Annotated in this window: 14 protein-coding genes and 1 riboswitch; of the genes, 9 read left to right on the plus strand and 5 right to left on the minus strand. The window is 74.1% G+C overall.

Going from position 1 to position 16,396, the window contains the following annotated elements; genetic code table 11:
- Positions 1 to 97: 97 nt before the first annotated feature.
- Positions 98 to 1,393 (minus strand): hydroxyacid-oxoacid transhydrogenase, encoded by a 1,296-nt coding sequence (locus ACI79C_RS15825; RefSeq protein WP_456946619.1) that lies wholly within the window; start codon positions 1,391 to 1,393, stop codon positions 98 to 100.
- 195 nt (positions 1,394 to 1,588) lie between these two features.
- Between ACI79C_RS15825 and ACI79C_RS15830 the strand changes: the two genes are divergently transcribed.
- Positions 1,589 to 1,840 (plus strand): hypothetical protein, encoded by a 252-nt coding sequence (locus ACI79C_RS15830; RefSeq protein ID WP_456946620.1) that lies wholly within the window; start codon positions 1,589 to 1,591, stop codon positions 1,838 to 1,840.
- 52 nt (positions 1,841 to 1,892) lie between these two features.
- Here ACI79C_RS15830 and ACI79C_RS15835 read toward each other — a convergent pair whose 3' ends face one another.
- Both ACI79C_RS15835 and ACI79C_RS15840 read right to left on the minus strand, forming a co-directional pair.
- Positions 1,893 to 2,294: a cupin domain-containing protein gene (locus ACI79C_RS15835; protein WP_456946621.1), complete on the minus strand. Its 402-nt coding sequence runs from the start codon at positions 2,292 to 2,294 to the stop codon at positions 1,893 to 1,895.
- A 362-nt stretch (positions 2,295 to 2,656) separates the two neighbouring features.
- Positions 2,657 to 4,309, minus strand: coding sequence for a flavin-containing monooxygenase (locus ACI79C_RS15840; RefSeq protein ID WP_456946622.1), 1,653 nt, complete (start codon positions 4,307 to 4,309; stop codon positions 2,657 to 2,659).
- A 242-nt stretch (positions 4,310 to 4,551) separates the two neighbouring features.
- On the opposite strand from ACI79C_RS15840, the gene ACI79C_RS15845 reads away from it, so the two are divergent.
- The 8 genes from ACI79C_RS15845 (at position 4,552) to ACI79C_RS15880 (ending at position 14,067) form a co-directional block, all read left to right on the plus strand.
- The gene (locus ACI79C_RS15845; protein ID WP_456946623.1) at positions 4,552 to 5,901 is read left to right on the plus strand and encodes an MFS transporter; all 1,350 of its coding nucleotides are present in this window, start codon (positions 4,552 to 4,554) and stop codon (positions 5,899 to 5,901) included.
- 209 nt (positions 5,902 to 6,110) lie between these two features.
- Positions 6,111 to 7,175 carry a DivIVA domain-containing protein gene (locus tag ACI79C_RS15850; protein WP_456946624.1) on the plus strand — a complete coding sequence of 355 codons (1,065 nt, stop codon included), beginning with the start codon at positions 6,111 to 6,113 and terminating at the stop codon, positions 7,173 to 7,175.
- 66 nt (positions 7,176 to 7,241) lie between these two features.
- On the plus strand, positions 7,242 to 8,792 hold the full coding sequence (locus tag ACI79C_RS15855) for a gluconokinase (RefSeq protein ID WP_456946625.1): 1,551 nt from the start codon (positions 7,242 to 7,244) through the stop codon (positions 8,790 to 8,792).
- A 90-nt stretch (positions 8,793 to 8,882) separates the two neighbouring features.
- Positions 8,883 to 10,457: an FMN-binding glutamate synthase family protein gene (locus ACI79C_RS15860; RefSeq protein ID WP_456946626.1), complete on the plus strand. Its 1,575-nt coding sequence runs from the start codon at positions 8,883 to 8,885 to the stop codon at positions 10,455 to 10,457.
- Between the two features lie 301 nt (positions 10,458 to 10,758).
- On the plus strand, positions 10,759 to 11,037 hold the full coding sequence (locus ACI79C_RS15865; RefSeq protein ID WP_456946627.1) for an FmdB family zinc ribbon protein: 279 nt from the start codon (positions 10,759 to 10,761) through the stop codon (positions 11,035 to 11,037).
- A gap of 126 nt (positions 11,038 to 11,163) precedes the next feature.
- The gene (gene fmdA, locus ACI79C_RS15870) at positions 11,164 to 12,417 is read left to right on the plus strand and encodes a formamidase (RefSeq protein ID WP_456946628.1); all 1,254 of its coding nucleotides are present in this window, start codon (positions 11,164 to 11,166) and stop codon (positions 12,415 to 12,417) included.
- 347 nt (positions 12,418 to 12,764) lie between these two features.
- Positions 12,765 to 13,019: a hypothetical protein gene (locus tag ACI79C_RS15875; RefSeq protein ID WP_456946629.1), complete on the plus strand. Its 255-nt coding sequence runs from the start codon at positions 12,765 to 12,767 to the stop codon at positions 13,017 to 13,019.
- A 298-nt stretch (positions 13,020 to 13,317) separates the two neighbouring features.
- Positions 13,318 to 14,067, plus strand: coding sequence for an AmiS/UreI family transporter (locus ACI79C_RS15880; protein WP_456946630.1), 750 nt, complete (start codon positions 13,318 to 13,320; stop codon positions 14,065 to 14,067).
- A gap of 61 nt (positions 14,068 to 14,128) precedes the next feature.
- On the opposite strand, the gene ACI79C_RS15885 is transcribed toward ACI79C_RS15880, so the two are convergent.
- A complete protein-coding gene (locus ACI79C_RS15885; RefSeq protein WP_456946631.1) occupies positions 14,129 to 14,752 on the minus strand; it encodes an FMN reductase in 624 nt (207 codons plus the stop codon).
- Positions 14,749 to 15,909 carry an LLM class flavin-dependent oxidoreductase gene (locus ACI79C_RS15890; protein WP_456946632.1) on the minus strand — a complete coding sequence of 387 codons (1,161 nt, stop codon included), beginning with the start codon at positions 15,907 to 15,909 and terminating at the stop codon, positions 14,749 to 14,751. Before ACI79C_RS15890 ends, ACI79C_RS15885 begins: the two co-directional genes overlap by 4 nt.
- Positions 15,910 to 16,117: 208 nt before the next feature.
- A riboswitch (cyclic di-AMP (ydaO/yuaA leader) is annotated at positions 16,118 to 16,266 on the plus strand.
- The last annotated feature ends 130 nt before the right edge of the window (positions 16,267 to 16,396 follow it).

Here is a 16,396-nt window from a genome sequence, read left to right on the forward strand (position 1 = left end):
GATCGCGCAAGGGGACGGGGGTCCTACGACCTCATCCGGTGACCCCGCTCCAGCCGTCGCAGCGGCTGGAGCGGGGGATCGGGCCACCAGCCGCGGGTCACCACAGCGACAGCGAGCGCGAGAAGATCCCCGCGACGTCGTCCTCGGTGACCTCCTTGGGGGCGGTGGCCAGCAGCCGCTGCTGCTTCATCGTGCCGTCGACCAGGTCGGGGATGTCGCCCTCGTCGTAGCCGACCGCCCCGATGCCGCCGGGGATGTCGATGTCGCGCATGAGCGCGCTGAGCACGGTGGGCAGGAACTCCGTGGGGTCGTCGGTCTGCTCGGCGCCGGGGTCCAGCAGCCGCGCGGCGCGCAGGTGCCGCTCCGGGTCGGCGTCGAAGGTGAACCGGAACGCCTCGGGAGCGGTCAGGGCCACCGACATGCCGTGCGGGATCATCGGCTCGTCGGCGGGGTAGTCCTTGGGGTGGAAGTCCTTGACCCGGCCGGCGATCGGGTAGGCGTTGGCGTGCGGGATGTGCACACCGGCGTTGCCGAAGCCCAGCCCGGCGAAGGTGGCGGCCATGGCCATCTGCCCGCGGGCGTCCTCGTCCTCCCCGTCGCGCACTGCACGGCGGAAGGACCCGGCCAGCAGCGACAGCGCCTTCTCCGACCACATGTCGGCGATCGGGTTGGCGCCGTTGTACGGGACCCGCTGCTCGGGGCGCTTGTGCTCGTAGGTCGTGTAGGGGCGGGCGGTGTAGCTCTCCAGCGCGTGACAGAGGATGTCCATCCCCGCCGCCGCGGTGACCCCGGCCGGCTGCGTGCGGGTCAGCGCCGGGTCGACGACGGCGAGCGTCGGCCGCAGGCGGGCGTGGCTGATCCCCGTCTTGACCTTGAGCGAGAGGACGTCCAGCACGCAGATCGTCGTGCTCTCCGCGCCCGTGCCGGTGGTCGTCGGGACGGCGACCAGCGGGTTGAGCGGGTTCACCGGGGCCCTGCCCTCGCCGACCGGCTTGTTGATGTAGTCCATGAGCTCACCGGGGTTGGTGGTGAGCAGGTTGATCGCCTTGGCGGTGTCGATGCTGGTGCCGCCGCCCACGGCCACGATCGCGTCCCAGGGGCCGTGCTCGCGCGCCCAGTCGACGGCGTACCCGAGGCTCTCGTCGGTCGGCTCGACGTGCGCTCCGTCGAAGACCACCGCCTCGATGCCGAACGGCGTCATCTGGTCGGCGACCCGCTGCGGGTGCCCGGTCGCGGCCACGCCGGGGTCGGTGACCACGAGGACCCGCTTCGCGCCGGTCTGGCTGAGGTCGTAGCCGATCTCGTCGGAGGCGCCGGGGCCGAACTTGAGTTGCGGCGCGCCGTAGGTGAAGACGCTCTCGGGGTTCGCGGGGGAGTAGGTGGGCGACGGCATGGCCCCTCCTCGGTCGGCGCTGACGGTCGGGTGCGGTACGCCCCTGCGAGTCTGCTGCCGCAGCCGGGACGGGGCCAGCCCGCGGCGCGTCCGCCGATAGACCACCGACCTGGGACAGCTGGTGGCGACACGCGGGACCCCCGGGTGAGACATCTCCCAGTGTCACGGAACGGTCACGACGGGACACTGGACCGCGTGCTGGACTACCTCGTCGTCGGCGGACTGCTGGCCGTCATCGCCTTCTGCCTGTTCATCCTGACCCGCATCCAGCCGGAGCAGCCGGCGCAGCAACGCCGGTCGGTGAGCGACGGGGGGACCACGGTGATGCCCGCGCAGGTCGCGCCCTCCCCGGCCCTCGCCCCGCGGCCGCAGCCGGCCGCGGCCCGGCCGCCCGTGCCGCGGTCGGCCCGGCACGGCTCGGTCCAGCGCGCCTCCGCCGAGCGCTGAGCGGAGCGGGGAGCGCAGGCCTCCCGCGCTCCCGCGCCCCGCTCGGGGAGGGTCACTCGGTCGGCGGCTCGTCCTGGCCCGACTCCTCGGCCGCGTCGGCCTCCTCCTTGGTCTTGTGCACCGCACCGTCGGCGTGCTCCGGCGGGCCGTACACCGTGTAGAGCACCAGCGGGTTGGGCCCGGTGTTGACGAAGTTGTGCTTCGTCCCGGCCGGGACGACGACCAGGTCGCCCTGGGCCACCTTCTTCTTGTTGCCCGAGATCTGCGCCTCGCCGGTGCCGCTGACGAAGGTGAGGATCTGGTCGATGTCCTCGTGCACCTCCTCGCCGATCTCCCCGCCCGGCGGGATGGTCATGATCACCAGCTGGGTGTTCTTGCCGGTCCAGAGGACGCGGCGGAAGTCGGCGTACTTCTCGGCCTCGGTCGCGATCGTGTAGTGGATGACGGACGCCATTCGAGGGCGCTCCTCTCGTCGGGCGGGCAGGGCAGCTGCGGCCGGGCGCACCGGGCCCCGGCGGCTGCGCTGCTCCTGCCCGCCGACGTGCGCGGTTAGTCCTGGATCGGCCAGGAGTTGATCACCCTCACCCGGCGGTGAGTTCGGCAGCGGGCCAGCGTCCGGTGGGCAACGGCCGGTGATGTGCGTTCGTGGCGGCTCCCGCGGCACGAACCCGCCACCACCGCACACTGCTTGGGCTCACCGCCACCGCGCATGCCCGCCTCGGTGCTGCCGCCGCTGTCACCCGGCGAGGTCACGGGCCGGGCTCCGCGCGCCGGTCCGCTCCTCGCTCGTTCCTCGCTGCGGTGCTCCCGCCGCTGTCACCCGGCGAGGACGAAGCCCTCGTAGTCCTTGGCGGCCACCTCGTCGCACCGCTCGCGGTACAGGCCCACGCCGCCGATGTAGGGCATGAACACCCGCGGCTTGCCCTCGACGTTCGAGCCCATGTACCAGGAGTTGGCGGTCGGGAAGAGGGTCGCGTTGCCGACCTCCTCGTTGTGCTCGACCCACGCCTGCTCGGCCTCGGGGGTCGGCTCGATGGTGCGCAGGTCGTGCTCGCGCACGTACCCGATGGCGTCGGAGACCCACTCCACGTGCTGCTCGATCGACACCATCATGTTCGACAGCACCGAGGGGCTCTGCGGCCCGGTGATCACGAAGGCGTTGGGGAAGCCGGCCATCGCGATGCCCAGGTAGGTGCGCGGCCCGGCCGACCAGTGGTCGGTGAGCCGCTGCCCGCCGCGGCCGCGGATGTCGATGGCGGTCAGCGCGCCGGTCTGGGCGTCGAACCCGGTGGCCAGCACCAGGGCGTCGAACTCGTACTCCCGGTCGGTGGTCCGCACCCCGTCCGGCGTGATCTCCACCAGCGGTGTCTTCCGCAGGTCCACCAGGTGGACGTTCTCGCGGTTGTAGGTCTCGTAGTAGTCGGTGTGCACGCAGATCCGCTTGGTGCCGATCGGGTAGTCCTTCGGGCACAGCGTCTCGGCCACCTCCGGGTCGTGCACGATCTCGCGGATGCGCTCGCGGACGAACTCCGCCGCGGTGTCGTTGGCCGCCGGGTCGGTGAGCATGTCGGTGTAGGCGGCCATCAGGTCCACGAGGGTGTTGTCCTGGTCGTGCCAGGCCTTCTCGTACCGGCGGCGCCGGGACTCGGCGTCGTCCTCGAGCGCCCCCTTCTCCGGCGGTGGGGTGGGGATGCCCAGCGGCGAGGTCCGCGCGTCCTGCCGGAACTCCGGGTAGTGCGCCTTCATCTGCTCCTGGTAGCCGGGCGGGAACGGGTGGTTGTGCGCCGGGACGGCGAAGTTCGGCGTCCGCTGGAAGACGGTGAGGTCGGCGGCCTGCTGCGCGATCAGCGGGATGCTCTGGATCGCCGAGGAGCCGGTGCCGATGACGCCGACCCGCAGGCCGGTGAGGTCCACGCCCTCCCGAGGCCACCGGGCGGTGTGGAACCACGGCCCGCGGAAGGTCTCCAGGCCCGGGATCTCCGGCTTCTTGTAGATCGACAGGCAGCCCGAGGCGTGCACGACGAACTGCGCCGACAGCACGTCGCCGCGATCGGTACGGACGATCCAGCGTCCGGCGTCGTCGTCCCAGACCGTCGACTCCACCCGGGTCTCGAACCGGATGTCGCGGCGCAGGTCGTACCGGTCGGCGACGTGGTTGGCGTAGCGGAGGATCTCCGGCTGCGTCGGGTACTTCTCCGTCCACTGCCACTCCTGCTCGAGCTGCGGGTCGAAGGAGTAGGAGTACTCCATGCTGCGGACGTCGCAGCGGGCTCCGGGATAGCGGTTCCAGTGCCACGTGCCGCCCACGCCGTCGGCCATCTCGATGACCTGGACCGAGCACCCGAGCTGCCGCAGCCGGTGGAGCATGTACATGCCGGAGAACCCGGCCCCGATGACCACCACGTCGAGCTGGCGGGGTGCGGTGTCGGGCGCGGGAGCCTGCTGCTGGGCGGGGGCGGTCTGGGTCATGGGACGGGTCCTCCTCGGCGCGGCCGGACAGGCCCGCGACCCGGCTGCCCGGTGTCGCGGGAGCGGGGAGCGGGCGACGGCGCCGTCACCCCGTGTGAGCCAGGTCACAAGCTAGGAGCGAGGATCCCGCCCGGTCAAGGCCGCGGCGGAGGGGCGGTGCGCGCCCGCGGGCGGACGACGGCGGCCGCGGCGGCCCGGGTGGTGAGCGATCTCACGGGCCGGACCGGAAGCACCCGGGGCAGGTGGACGTCGTCCCTGGGGTGAGCCCGCCGACCGCACCCCGACCGAGCGCCCGTGCCTACGCCGTGTGGCTGGTGGCGCTGGCCGCGTACGCGGTCGCCGTCTTCCACCGGGCCTCCCTGGGGGTCGCCGGGGTGGAGGCGCAGGAGCGCTTCTCGGCAGGGGCCTCGGCGATCTCGCTGTTCCTCGTCCTCCAGCTGGTCGTCTACGCCGGCATGCAGGTGCCGGTCGGGGTGGCCCTGGACCGCTTCGGCTCGCGGAACCTGGTCCTCGCCGGGGCGCTGACCATGGCCGCGGGGCAGGCCCTGCTCGCGCTGGCCGGCGACGTGCCCACCGCCGTCGCCGCGCGGGTCCTGGTCGGGGCCGGCGACGCGATGACCTTCGTCAGCGTGCTGCGGGTGATCGGCTTCTGGTTCCCCGGGCGGACGGTCCCGCTGATCACCCAGCTCACCGGCATGCTCGGCCAGTTCGGGCAGATCGCCGCCGCGTACCCGCTGGTCACGCTCCTGCACTCCACCTCGTGGGAGGCGACGTTCCTCGGCGCCGCGGGGATCGGCGTCCTCGTCGCGGTCCTCGTCGTCGTGGCGCTGCGCGACGCGCCGCCCGGCACGGTGCTCACCCCACCCTCGGGGCTGGCCGAGGTGCGCCGCAGCCTGGCGCTCACCTGGCGCGAGCCGGGCACCCGCATCGGGCTCTACACCCACCTGGTCACCCAGTTCTCCGGCACCGTGTTCGCCCTGCTCTGGGGGTACCCGTTCCTCGTCGTCGGCCAGGGCCGCAGCCCCGCCACGGCGGCGGGCCTGCTGACCCTCCTGGTCGTCGTCGGGATCGCGGTGGGGCCGCTGCTCGGCCGGCTCTGCGGCCGCTGGCCGCTGCGCCGCTCCTCCCTCGTCTTCTCCATCCTGCTGGCCACCGCGGCCACCTGGACCGTCGTGCTGCTGTGGCCGGGCCGCGCTCCGCTCCCTCTGCTGGTCGTGCTGGTCGTCGTCCTCGGGACCAACGGGCCCGGCTCGATGATCGGGTTCGACTTCGCCCGGACCTGGAACCCGGCCGAGCGGCAGGGCAGCGCGAGCGGGGTGGTGAACGTCGGGGGGTTCCTCGCCTCCCTGCTGACCATCCTGGCCGTCGGCGCCGTGCTCGACCTGCTCACCCCGGGCGCATCCACCGCCTACTCCCTGGACGCCTTCCGCGCCGCCTTCGCCGTCCAGTACGTGTTCTGGGCGATCGGCTTCGTCGGGGTGTTGCGCCACCGGCGGCAGCTGCGGGAACGGCTGGCCGGCGACGGCGTCGTGCTCGCGCCCCTGCACGTCGCCGTCGGGGCTCGGCTGCGCGGGGAGTCGGCCTACCGCTGACCCCGGATCGCCGACCGTAGTCGTCTCGGTACAGACCGACGGGACTACGCCGGGGGCTCCGCGCGTCCCGCGGCGGGACGCCGTGGCTCCGGCTGGGGACCGGGCGGTTCTGGCATCGTCCGGAGCCCCGAGCAGTCGTTCGAGCTGTCCGGACGTGGGGCCGGTCGAGCTGGGCCGCGGTCGCACGTCGGGTCAGGGAGGAGGCCCGGATGTTCCGACACCGCGAGGTCGTGGCGGCAGACGGCGCGCGGCAGGCGGACGCCTCCAGTCCCGGCGCCGCGTCGGCCCGCCCGAACCTCACCGGTGACCTCGAGACCCTCTTCACGCCGCGTCCGCTGTTCCGGACGGCGCTGCGCGGCTACGACCGGCTGCAGGTGGACAACTACGTCGCCTGGGTCGAGTCCGAGCTGGTGGCCGCCCGCAGGGAGAACGAGGACCTGCTCGCCCGGTACGGGGCCTGCTCGGCGGAGCTGGAGCTCTCCCGCCGCCTGCTGGCCTGCTCGCCCGAGGGCCGGGAGATGGTGCGCACGTCCGAACGCGTCGGCGAGATCCTCCGCCTGGCCGCGGACGAGGCCGCCCAGCTGACCGAGGCCGGGCAGGCCGAGGCCGACCGGATCCGGGGGCAGGCGCGCGGCGAGGCCGACCTCCTGCTGCGGCGGGCACACGAGGTCAAGGACGAGGCGGTGGCCGAGTCCGTGCGGATCCAGGAGGAGGCCCAGCGCGTCCGGGAGGACGCCGCTGCGGAGTGGGAACTCGCCGGTGCCGAGGCGGCCCGGATGCGGGCGGAGGCGGAGACCGAGACGGCCGAGGAACGGCACCGGGCCGCGGAGGAGGCGGCGGCCACCAAGCGGGAGGCCGGCGAGCAGGCGGCGGAGGAGCTGCGGCAGGCCAGGGTGACCGCCGACCGGCTGCTGGCCGAGGCCGCGGCCGAGCGCACGCGGCTCGCGGAGGAGGCGGCGGCCGAGCGGGCCCGGGAGGCCGCCGAGGCCGCGGCGCGGATCTCCACCGAGGTGGAGCAGACCCTGGCCGACCTGGCGCAGACCTGCGCGGCCCGCGTCGACGCGGCCCAGGAGCGGTTCGACGACCTCGCGCGGCGGCGCGCCGAGGCGCGGGCCGCGCTGCGCCGGCTCACCGGCCAGATCGGCGACGCGCTGGGGACGCTCTCGGGCGTGCTGGCCGCGGAGGAGCAGGCCGCCCGGGAGGAGGAGGGCGTGCCGGAGGAGCCCGCGCAGGAGCGCTCCGTGGAGGAGGAGGAGGAGCAGCTCGCGTCCTGAGCCCGGTGGCGCCCCGCCGCCGAGCCGAGCACGATCCCCGGAGGGGAGCTGCTCGGGAGGGGTGTCGTGGACGTCGTCGTCGGGCTCGACTCCGGGACGACGGCGACGAAGGCGGTCACCGCCGGCACCGACGGGCGGGTGCGCGACGTGTCCAGCGTCGGCTACCCCCTGCTGGTGCCCGCTCCCGGCCGGGCCGAGCTCGACGCCGGACGGTTGCAGGCCGCGGCGGTGGAGGCGCTGGAGGAGGTGAGCGCCCGCGCGCGCGACCGCGGTGACCGCGTCCTCGGCATCTCCCTGAGCACCGCCATGCACGGGCTGGTGCCGATGGACGACGAGGGCACACCGCTGGGCCCGCTGCTCACCTGGGCGGACGACCGTGCGGCCGAGTGGGCCGCGGCACTGGTCGCCGACGGGCGGGCCGCGGACCTGCACGCCCGCACCGGCACCCCCGTGCATGCGATGTCGCCGCTGGTGAAGCTGTCCTGGGAGCGGGCGCAGGACCCCGATCTGGTCTCCGGGACGCCGCGCTGGGGCGGGGTCAAGGAGCTCGTCGTGGCCGCGCTCGTCGGGGGGCGGCACGTGGTCGACCGGTCCTGCGCGTCGACGACCGGGTTGTACGACATCCGGGGCGGCCGCTGGGACGAGGAGGCGCTGGCGATCGCGGGGGTGCGGTCCGACCAGCTCGGCGAGGTGCTGTCCACGACGGCGGTGCTGACCGGCCTGCGCGCCGACGTCGCCGAGGCCACGGGGCTGCCCGCGGGGCTGCCGGTCGTGGTCGGCGCCTCCGACGGCGTGCTGGCCAACCTGGGTGTGGGCGCGGTCCGGCCGGAGGTGGCCGCGGTCTCCCTCGGCACCAGCGGCGCGATGCGGGTCGTCGTCCCGGCCCCCACGGTGGACCCCGGGCACCGGCTGTTCTGCTACGCGCTCACCGACGACCACTGGGTGGTCGGGGGAGCGGTGAACAACGGCGGTTCCGTGGTCCGGTGGGCGGCACGGGCGCTGGCGGCCGGCTTCGACACGCCCGATCCGGAGGGCGAGGCCGCCGACGACCTCGACGCCCGCCTGCTCGCCGAGGCCGCCGAGGTGCCGACGGGCAGCTCCGGCCTGCTCTGCCTGCCCTACCTGCTCGGGGAGCGCGCCCCGTGGTGGCGCTCGGGCCTGCGGGGCGCCTACATCGGGCTGCGCCGGGAGCACCGCCGGCCGCACCTGGTGCGGGCCGCGGTCGAGGGCGTCTGCCAGCAGCTCGCGCTGGTCCGCGACGCCTTCGCCGCGACCGACCTGCCGGTGCGCGAGGTGCGGGCCACCGGCGGCGCGGTCGCCTCGCCGCTGTGGGTGCGCACGCTCGCGGCCGCGCTCGACCTGCCGGTGCGGGTCGCCGACTCGCCGGAGGGCACGGGGCTGGGCGCCTGCCTGCTCGGCCTGCACGCCCTGGGCGCGCTGCCCGACCTCGACGCCGCCACCGCACTGGTGGCCGTGAACGAACCGGTGCAGCCCGACCCCGCCGAGGTCGAGGTCTACCGCCGGCTCAGGCCGCTGGTCGACCGCTCCACCCAGGCGCTGACCGACGTCCTGACGACCCTCGACGGCCTCGACGGGGGCCCCGGCGGCCCGGTCTGACCGGGCGGCGCCGCCGGACGGGCACGGGTCCCCCGGCGCGGGCGCGTCCTCGACGCGCCGGAAGCGGCCGCAGCGTGCCAGGGTGAGGGCATGAAGCGCGGGTCGCGTGCCGCCGTCGCCGGTCTCTCCGCCCTGGCCGCGGTCGCCGCACGCGACCTCCTGCAGCGCGAGCACACCCTGCTGCGGAACTTCCCCGTCCTCGGGCACGCGCGGTACCTGCTCGAGTCGCTGGGCCCGGAGCTGCGCCAGTACCTGGTGGCCGGCAACAACGAGGAGCGGCCGTTCACCCGCGACCAGCGGCGGTGGGTCTACGCCTCGGCGAAGAAGGAGAACAACTACTTCGGCTTCGGCACCGACAACGACCTCGAGTACACCGCCGGCTACCCGGTCATCAACCACCGCACCTTCGGCCGTGCCGTCCCGCCGTCGCACCCCGTCGCGGCGCACGACGTGCAGGTGCCCTCGGCGAAGGTGCTCGGCGGCCCGCGCGGCCGGGCGCGGGCGTTCCGGCCGGCGTCGGTCGTCAACATCTCGGCGATGAGCTTCGGGTCGCTCTCCGGTGCGGCGGTGGAGGCCCTCAACCGCGGCGCGGCGCTGGCCGGCTGCCTGCAGAACACCGGCGAGGGCGGCATCTCGGTGCACCACCGGCACGGTGGGGAGCTGGTGTACCAGATCGGCACCGCCTACTTCGGCTGCCGCGACGAGCACGGCCGCTTCGACCTGGCCCGGCTCAAGGGCCTCGTGGCCGGCGCCCCGGTGCGCGCGCTGGAGATCAAGCTCAGCCAGGGCGCCAAGCCGGGCCTGGGTGGGGTGCTCCCGGGGGCGAAGGTCTCCGCCGAGATCGCCGCCGCACGCGGCGTCCCCGAGGGCGTGGACTGCGTGAGCCCGTCCCGGCACGCGGAGTTCTCCGACACCGACAGCCTGCTCGACTGGGTGGAGCTGCTGGCCGCCGAGACCGGGCTGCCGGTGGGCATCAAGTCCGCGGTCGGCGACATGGCCTTCTGGGACGAGCTCACCGACCTCATGGACCGCACCGGCCGCGGCGTGGACTTCGTGACCGTCGACGGCGGCGAGGGCGGCACCGGCGCCGCGCCGCTGATCTTCACCGACTCGGTCTCGCTGCCCTTCCAGCTGGGGTTCGCCCGGGTCTACGCGACCTTCGCCCGCCGGGCGCTGCACGAGCGGGTCACCTTCATCGGCGCCGGGAAGCTGGGCCTGCCCGACAACGCGATCGTGGCGTTCGCGCTCGGCTGCGACATGGTGAACGTCGGCCGCGAGGCGATGCTGGCGATCGGCTGCATCCAGGCGCAGAAGTGCCACACCGACACCTGCCCCACCGGCGTCGCCACGCAGAACCCGTGGCTGTCCCACGGACTGGACCCGTCGCTGAAGTCGGTGCGGGCGGCCAACTACGTCGAGACGCTGCGGCGGGACCTGTTCAAGGTGGCCGAGGCCTGCGGCGTCGAGCACCCGGGGCTGATCCCGGTCGACGCGGTGGAGATCCTCGACGGGCGGACCAGCTCCACGCCGCTGGGCGAGGTCTACGGCTACGAGCCCGGCTGGGGCCTGCCGTCGGCCGCCGACCGAGCGGAGGTGGTGCGGTTGCTCACCGGGACCGTGCCGCAGGGCGGCTCCGCGCCCGAGTCCGCCGACGCCGTCGGCTGACGGAGGGCCCCTGGAAGGACCCCGTCCGCCTCGCCCCTCGCAGGCTCGCGGCGAGCCCCTGCACGGGGCCTCACGCCCTCGCAGGCTCGGGGCGGGCCCCTGCACGGGGCCGACCGGCGCGGGAGCCGACCAGTGTGACCCCGGTCCACGGCACCCGGGGTCACCTCAGGTGGGCCGGCCGTAGCGACGCGCGACGGGGACGGATCCGGCCGGAAGGGGGAGCCCGCGCGACCTCCGCGCGCGGCGCGCCACCACTAGCTTCGCCCGAACCTGAGCGGTCCCGACACCTCGGAGGACCCCGATGGCGGCCTACCTCTACCGGTGCACCACCTGCGGTCCGTGGGAGATCCGGCGCCCCGTCGGCACGGCGGAGAGCACCAGCCCGTGCCCCGCCTGCGGAGCGGACGGCCGACGGCTCTACACCCCACCCCTGCTGTCCCGCACGCCCGCGCCCGCGGCCGCCGCACGGCTGCGCGAGGAGGCCAGCCGCGACGAACCCGCGGTGACGACGGCGGTGCCCCCAGCGGCGCGCCGTCCGGCCCCGCGCGACCCCCGGTGGAGCGCGCTGCCCCGCCCCTGACCCGCCGCGCGGCGCCCCCTGCCCCCGGGCGCCGTCTTCCCCGCCGGCTCCCGCCCGGAGCCCCACGAACGGCCCGCAGCCCGCGGGCTGACGCTCACCATCAACGCAGATCGGAGAGTGGGGGACATGCCCGACGTGGTGTTCACCGTCGACCAGGCCAAGTCCATGCGCGACCAGGCCGTGCCCGGGCACAACCGCTGGCACCCGGACGTACCCGTCGCCACGATGGTGCGCCCCGGCCAGAGCATCCGGGTCGAGTGCCGGGAGTGGACCGACGGTCAGATCGGCAACAACGACTCCGCCAACGACGTCCGGGACGTCGACCTGACCCACGCGCACATGCTGAGCGGTCCCATCGGCGTCGAGGGTGCCGAGCCCGGCGACCTGCTCGTCGTCGACATCCTCGACCTCGGCCCGGTGCCGGCGCCGCAGGAGTACGGCGACGCCCCCGGCCAGGGCTGGGGGTACACCGGCATCTTCGCCAAGGTCAACGGCGGTGGCTTCCTGACCGACTACTTCCCGGACGCCTACAAGGCGATCTGGGACTTCCAGGGCCAGGTGGCGACCTCCCGGCACATACCGGGCGTGCGCTACACCGGCCTGACCCACCCCGGGCTGTTCGGTACCGCGCCGTCGGCCGAGCTGCTGGCCCGGTGGAACGAGCGGGAGCGGGCGCTGATCGCGACCGACCCCGACCGCGTCCCGGCCCTGGCGCTCCCGCCGCTGGAGGAGAACACGCTGGGGGGTCAGGCGACCGGGGACGTGCTGGACGGCATCGCCCGGGACGGCGCGCGCACGGTGCCGGCCCGCGAGAACGGCGGCAACCACGACATCAAGAACTTCTCCCGCGGCTCCCGGGTGTTCTACCCGGTCCACGTCGAGGGCGCGAAGCTCTCCGGCGGCGACCTGCACTTCAGTCAGGGCGACGGCGAGATCACGTTCTGCGGTGCCATCGAGATGGGCGGGTTCATCGACTTCCACATCGACCTGATCAAGGGCGGCATGGAGACCTACGGCGTGACCACCAACCCGGTGTTCATGCCCGGCAACGTCGAGCCCCGGTACTCGGAGTTCCTGACGTTCATCGGGGTCTCGGTCGACCACGAGAGCAACACGAACAAGTACCTGGACGCGACGCTGGCCTACAAGCGGGCGTGCCTGAACGCCGTCCGGTACCTGGAGAAGTTCGGGTACTCGGGGGAGCAGGCCTACCTGTTGCTGGGGTCGGCACCGATCGAGGGCCGCATCAGCGGGGTGGTCGACATCCCCAACGCCTGTGCGTCCCTCTACCTCCCGACGGCGATCTTCGACTTCGACATCAGGCCGTCGGCGTCCGGGCCGGTGCGCGCGGACCGCGGGCAGTGCGCCGTGACCTCGTGAGGGGGCGCGGGCTCCCCGCGCCCGCCGGCTGACCGGCTCCCCGACCGGGATCCCCGCCTCAGGCGGCCGCCCGGTCGGGGAGCCGCCGAACGGTCGGCCGGGCGGTCACGACGACCGGGCCACCGCAGTTCCAGCAGGTCGGGTCGGCATCACCGTCCTCCGGTGCGTCCTGACCGCCCACCTCGCAGGGCGTGCACGTCCAGCTCACTTCGACCCGGTGCTCCACGGATCGCTCCTTCGTCTCCGCCTCCGTGGCCACCGGTTGTTCGAGGCCGGACCGGGGTGTACCCCCGCGTGCCGTCCCCGAACCGGGGGAGGGCCTCACCGACCGTGACCCGGGAGGAGTCGTGACCGACGGACCGCCGCCGATCGAGCGGCACCAGGCGACCGAGCGGTTCGGCAAGGCCGCACTGCGGGCGGCGCACGAGCTGACCGAGGCGCTGGCCGAGGACGAGGACGACGTGCCCGAGCCGGTCGTCGTCCGCCGCACCGGCCCGCACCGCTCCCTCGACGGGCTCGCCGCCCTGCTCGACGAGGCCCTCGAGGAGGACGAGGACGGCACCGGTCCCGACGACGTGGCGGGGGATCGCCCGGCCCGTTGACGCGGCAGGGGACCAGCGCCATCGTTGTCCGGCGATCGGTCGTGAGCAGCGCCGAGCCGGCCTCGGCGTCCCGACCGGCAGGAGGTCGAGATGGCCCCGGACCTGCACCCGACCACGCGGGCCGCCCTGGCACCGGTCGCCGTCCCGGGGCGCGCCGGCGCCTGCCGCCCGCGCGCCCCGCTCTCCTGACTGCTGCGAGCAGCGGCCGTCGCGCCGCTTCCGGCCGGCGCCTCCGCGCCGCCGCCATCCGTCACGGGGGACGTCCGCACCGTTGCGGGACCCGAGGAGATGAGTGCACATGGGAGCTGTCGGACTGCTGTACGTCGGAGCCGTCCTGATCGTCAACGGCCTGATGCTGCTGGGGAGGGTGGACCCGCGGGCGGCGGCGCCGCTGAACCTGTTCGTGGGCGCGCTGCAGGTGTTCACGCCCACCTACCTGATCCTCACCTCCGGCGGGGACACGGCCGCGATCCTCTTCGCCGGGGGCATCTACCTGTTCGGCTTCACGTACCTCTACGTCGGGATCAACCTGCTGGGCAACCTCGACGGCACCGGCCTGGGCTGGTTCTCGGCCTTCGTCGCCGTCTGCGCGGTGGTGTACGCCGGGCTGAACTTCTTCTACTTCGAACCGCGGGACCCCGGCTTCGGCGTCATCTGGCTCTACTGGGCCGTGCTCTGGACGCTGTTCTGGCTGGTCCTCGGGCTCAAGCGGGAGGACCTCACCCGCTACACCGGTGCGATCGCCGTCGTCGCCGGCGTGCTGACCACGGCCCTGCCGGCGTTCCTGCTGCTGACCAACTCCTGGACCCCGTACAGCGGCGTGTGGGCGATCATCCTCGCCGTCGTCCTGCTGGCCAGCCTGGTGCTGCCCTATGGCCGGCTGCGGGCCCGCCCCGAGCCGGCCGTCCCGCCGGCGGCTCCGGTCCCGCAGGGTGCCCCCGAGGCGCCGGAGGGCGTGCCGGTGGCGCGGCACTCCACCGAGCGCGGCGGCGGGGTGGGCACCGGCACACCGGGCCCGTCCGGACGCACGGGCGGTCCCACCGCCTGACCCGGGGAACCCGTCGGGCCCCCTCCGCTGCCGCGGAGGGGGCCCGAACGGTGCGGTGGGCTCAGGTGCCCCGGAGGAGCTCCTCGAAGGAGGGCACGTCCTCGAACGGGTCGGCCGGGCGGCGCGCCGCCGCCGGCCTGCCGGTGACCAGGTCGGCCAGCTCGCCGGCGGCACGGTCGATCCGCGCGGCCAGCGCCTGGTCCACGCCGCCGGCCCCGGCCCAGTCCTCCGAGGCGGCGAACACCCCGGTGGGGACGGCGATCGCCCGCAGGTACGCGAACAGCGGCCGCATCGCGTGCTCGATGACCAGCGAGTGCCGGGCGGTGCCGGCCGTCGCACCGAGCAGCACCGGCGTCCCGGTGAGGGCGTCCTTGTCGACGACGTCGAAGAAGGTCTTGAACAGGCCGCTGTAGGAGGCCGAGAACACCGGGGTCACCGCGATCACGCCGTCCGCGCCGACGACGGTGTCGACCGACGCCTGCAGCGCTGCGTTCGCGAACCCGGTGACCAGGTGGTCGGCCAGGTCGCGGGCGTGCTCGCGCAGCTCGACGACCTCCACGGCCGCGTCGTCGCCCCGCTCGCGCAGGGCGGCGACGGTGGCCGCGGTGAGCCGGTCGGCCAGCAGCCGGGTGGACGACGGCGTCGACAGCCCGGCGCTGACCACGGCGAGGGTGCGGGTGGTCATCGGACGGTCACCTCGTCGGGAACCGCCTCCACGGACCGGCCGGTGACGTCGTCGCCGGTGGCGTGCACGGTGCTGGCCACGGCCCCGCCCCGGGCGGCGACCAGCGACGCGTGGGTCGGCGCGTCGGGCACGTGGGCCGGCTTGACCGCGGCGAACTCGCGGCGCAGCACCGGCACGACCTCCTCTCCGAGGATGTCCAGCTGCTCCAGGACGGTCTTCAGCGGCAGGCCGGCGTGGTCGACCAGGAACAGCTGTCGCTGGTAGTCGCCGACGTAGTCCCGGAAGCCGAGGGTGCGCTCGATGACCTGCTGCGGGCTGCCGACGGTCAGCGGCGTCTCGCGGGTGAACTCCTCGAGCGACGGGCCGTGCCCGTAGACGGGCGCGTTGTCGAAGTACGGCCGGAACTCGTCCACGGCGTCCTGGCTGTTGCTGCGCATGAACACCTGCCCACCCAGGCCCACGATCGCCTGGTCGGCCGACCCGTGGCCGTGGTGCTCGAAGCGCCGGCGGTAGAACTCCACCATCCGCTGCGTGTGCTCCTTGGGCCAGAAGATGTGGTTGGAGAAGAAGCCGTCGCCGTAGTAGGCGGCCTGCTCGGCGATCTGCGGGGAGCGGATCGAGCCGTGCCACACGAACGGCGGGACGCCGTCCAGCGGGCGCGGGGTGGAGGTGAAGCCCTGCAGCGGGGTGCGGAACTGGCCGGACCAGTCCACGACGTCGGAGTCCCACAGCCGGCGCAGCAGCGCGTAGTTCTCCACCGCCAGCGGGATGCCGTTGCGGATGTCCTGCCCGAACCACGGGTAGACCGGCCCGGTGTTGCCGCGGCCCATCATCAGGTCGACCCGGCCGTCGGCCAGGTGCTGCAGCATCGCGTAGTCCTCGGCGATCTTCACCGGGTCGTTCGTGGTGATCAGGGTGGTCGCCGTCGACAGCTGCAGGGTGCTGGTCCGGGCGGCGATGTGCGCCAGCGTGGTGGTGGGGGAGGACGAGAAGAACGGCGGGTTGTGGTGCTCGCCGAGCGCGAACACGTCCAGCCCGACCTCCTCGGCCTTCTGCGCGATCGTGAGGATCGCCTTGATCCGCTCACCCTCGCTGGGCGTGCGCCCCGTCGTGGGGTCGGTCGTGATGTCACTGACCGAGAAGATCCCGAACTGCATCTCGTGCTCCAGGTGGTTGAGAGCGCAACTACTGCTGGGTGCAACGGTCCCACGGCCTGGGTATTCCGCCGGGGCCGGCACGCACGCGCGAGGTACCTCACGCAACCGATGTGACCCCTGGGATTGTCACGGCACGGTAACGGCCCCTACGGTGAGTGCGTCCGGTCGGTCGTGCGTCCCCATCCGGGGAGCCTGGCCGGACGCCGCCGAGTCGTGTCCGCCTCCCGTGGACGCGAGCCGGGGACCCACCGCAGTCCTGGGGTGAGTCCTGCCCGCCGAGCCCCGCTCGGAGGGCAGGTAGGGCACCTTCCCGCCCGAACCCGTCAGCTAACTCGGTAGGCGGCCACGGAAGGAACGGAGAGCATCCGCATGCCTCGCCCACGGGCCCTCGCGGCTCGCAGGGACTCCCGGCCGCGCGCACCTCGCGCCTCCTCCCCGGCCCGCCTGTCCCGCTGACCCGCGACCGCCGGCGCCGCGCGTCCCTCCC

The sequence above is a fragment of the Geodermatophilus sp. SYSU D00697 genome, assembly GCF_054050175.1.

Coding starts and splice junctions, on each gene's coding strand:
- ACI79C_RS15890 (WP_456946632.1), bottom strand. CDS start 15,909: ATGCAGTTCGGGATCTTCTCGGTCAGTGACATCACGACCGACCCCACG.
- ACI79C_RS15825 (WP_456946619.1), bottom strand. CDS start 1,393: ATGCCGTCGCCCACCTACTCCCCCGCGAACCCCGAGAGCGTCTTCACC.
- ACI79C_RS15860 (WP_456946626.1), top strand. CDS start 8,883: ATGAAGCGCGGGTCGCGTGCCGCCGTCGCCGGTCTCTCCGCCCTGGCC.
- ACI79C_RS15840 (WP_456946622.1), bottom strand. CDS start 4,309: ATGACCCAGACCGCCCCCGCCCAGCAGCAGGCTCCCGCGCCCGACACC.
- ACI79C_RS15850 (WP_456946624.1), top strand. CDS start 6,111: ATGTTCCGACACCGCGAGGTCGTGGCGGCAGACGGCGCGCGGCAGGCG.
- ACI79C_RS15865 (WP_456946627.1), top strand. CDS start 10,759: ATGGCGGCCTACCTCTACCGGTGCACCACCTGCGGTCCGTGGGAGATC.
- fmdA (WP_456946628.1), top strand. CDS start 11,164: ATGCCCGACGTGGTGTTCACCGTCGACCAGGCCAAGTCCATGCGCGAC.
- ACI79C_RS15835 (WP_456946621.1), bottom strand. CDS start 2,294: ATGGCGTCCGTCATCCACTACACGATCGCGACCGAGGCCGAGAAGTAC.
- ACI79C_RS15885 (WP_456946631.1), bottom strand. CDS start 14,752: ATGACCACCCGCACCCTCGCCGTGGTCAGCGCCGGGCTGTCGACGCCG.
- ACI79C_RS15880 (WP_456946630.1), top strand. CDS start 13,318: ATGGGAGCTGTCGGACTGCTGTACGTCGGAGCCGTCCTGATCGTCAAC.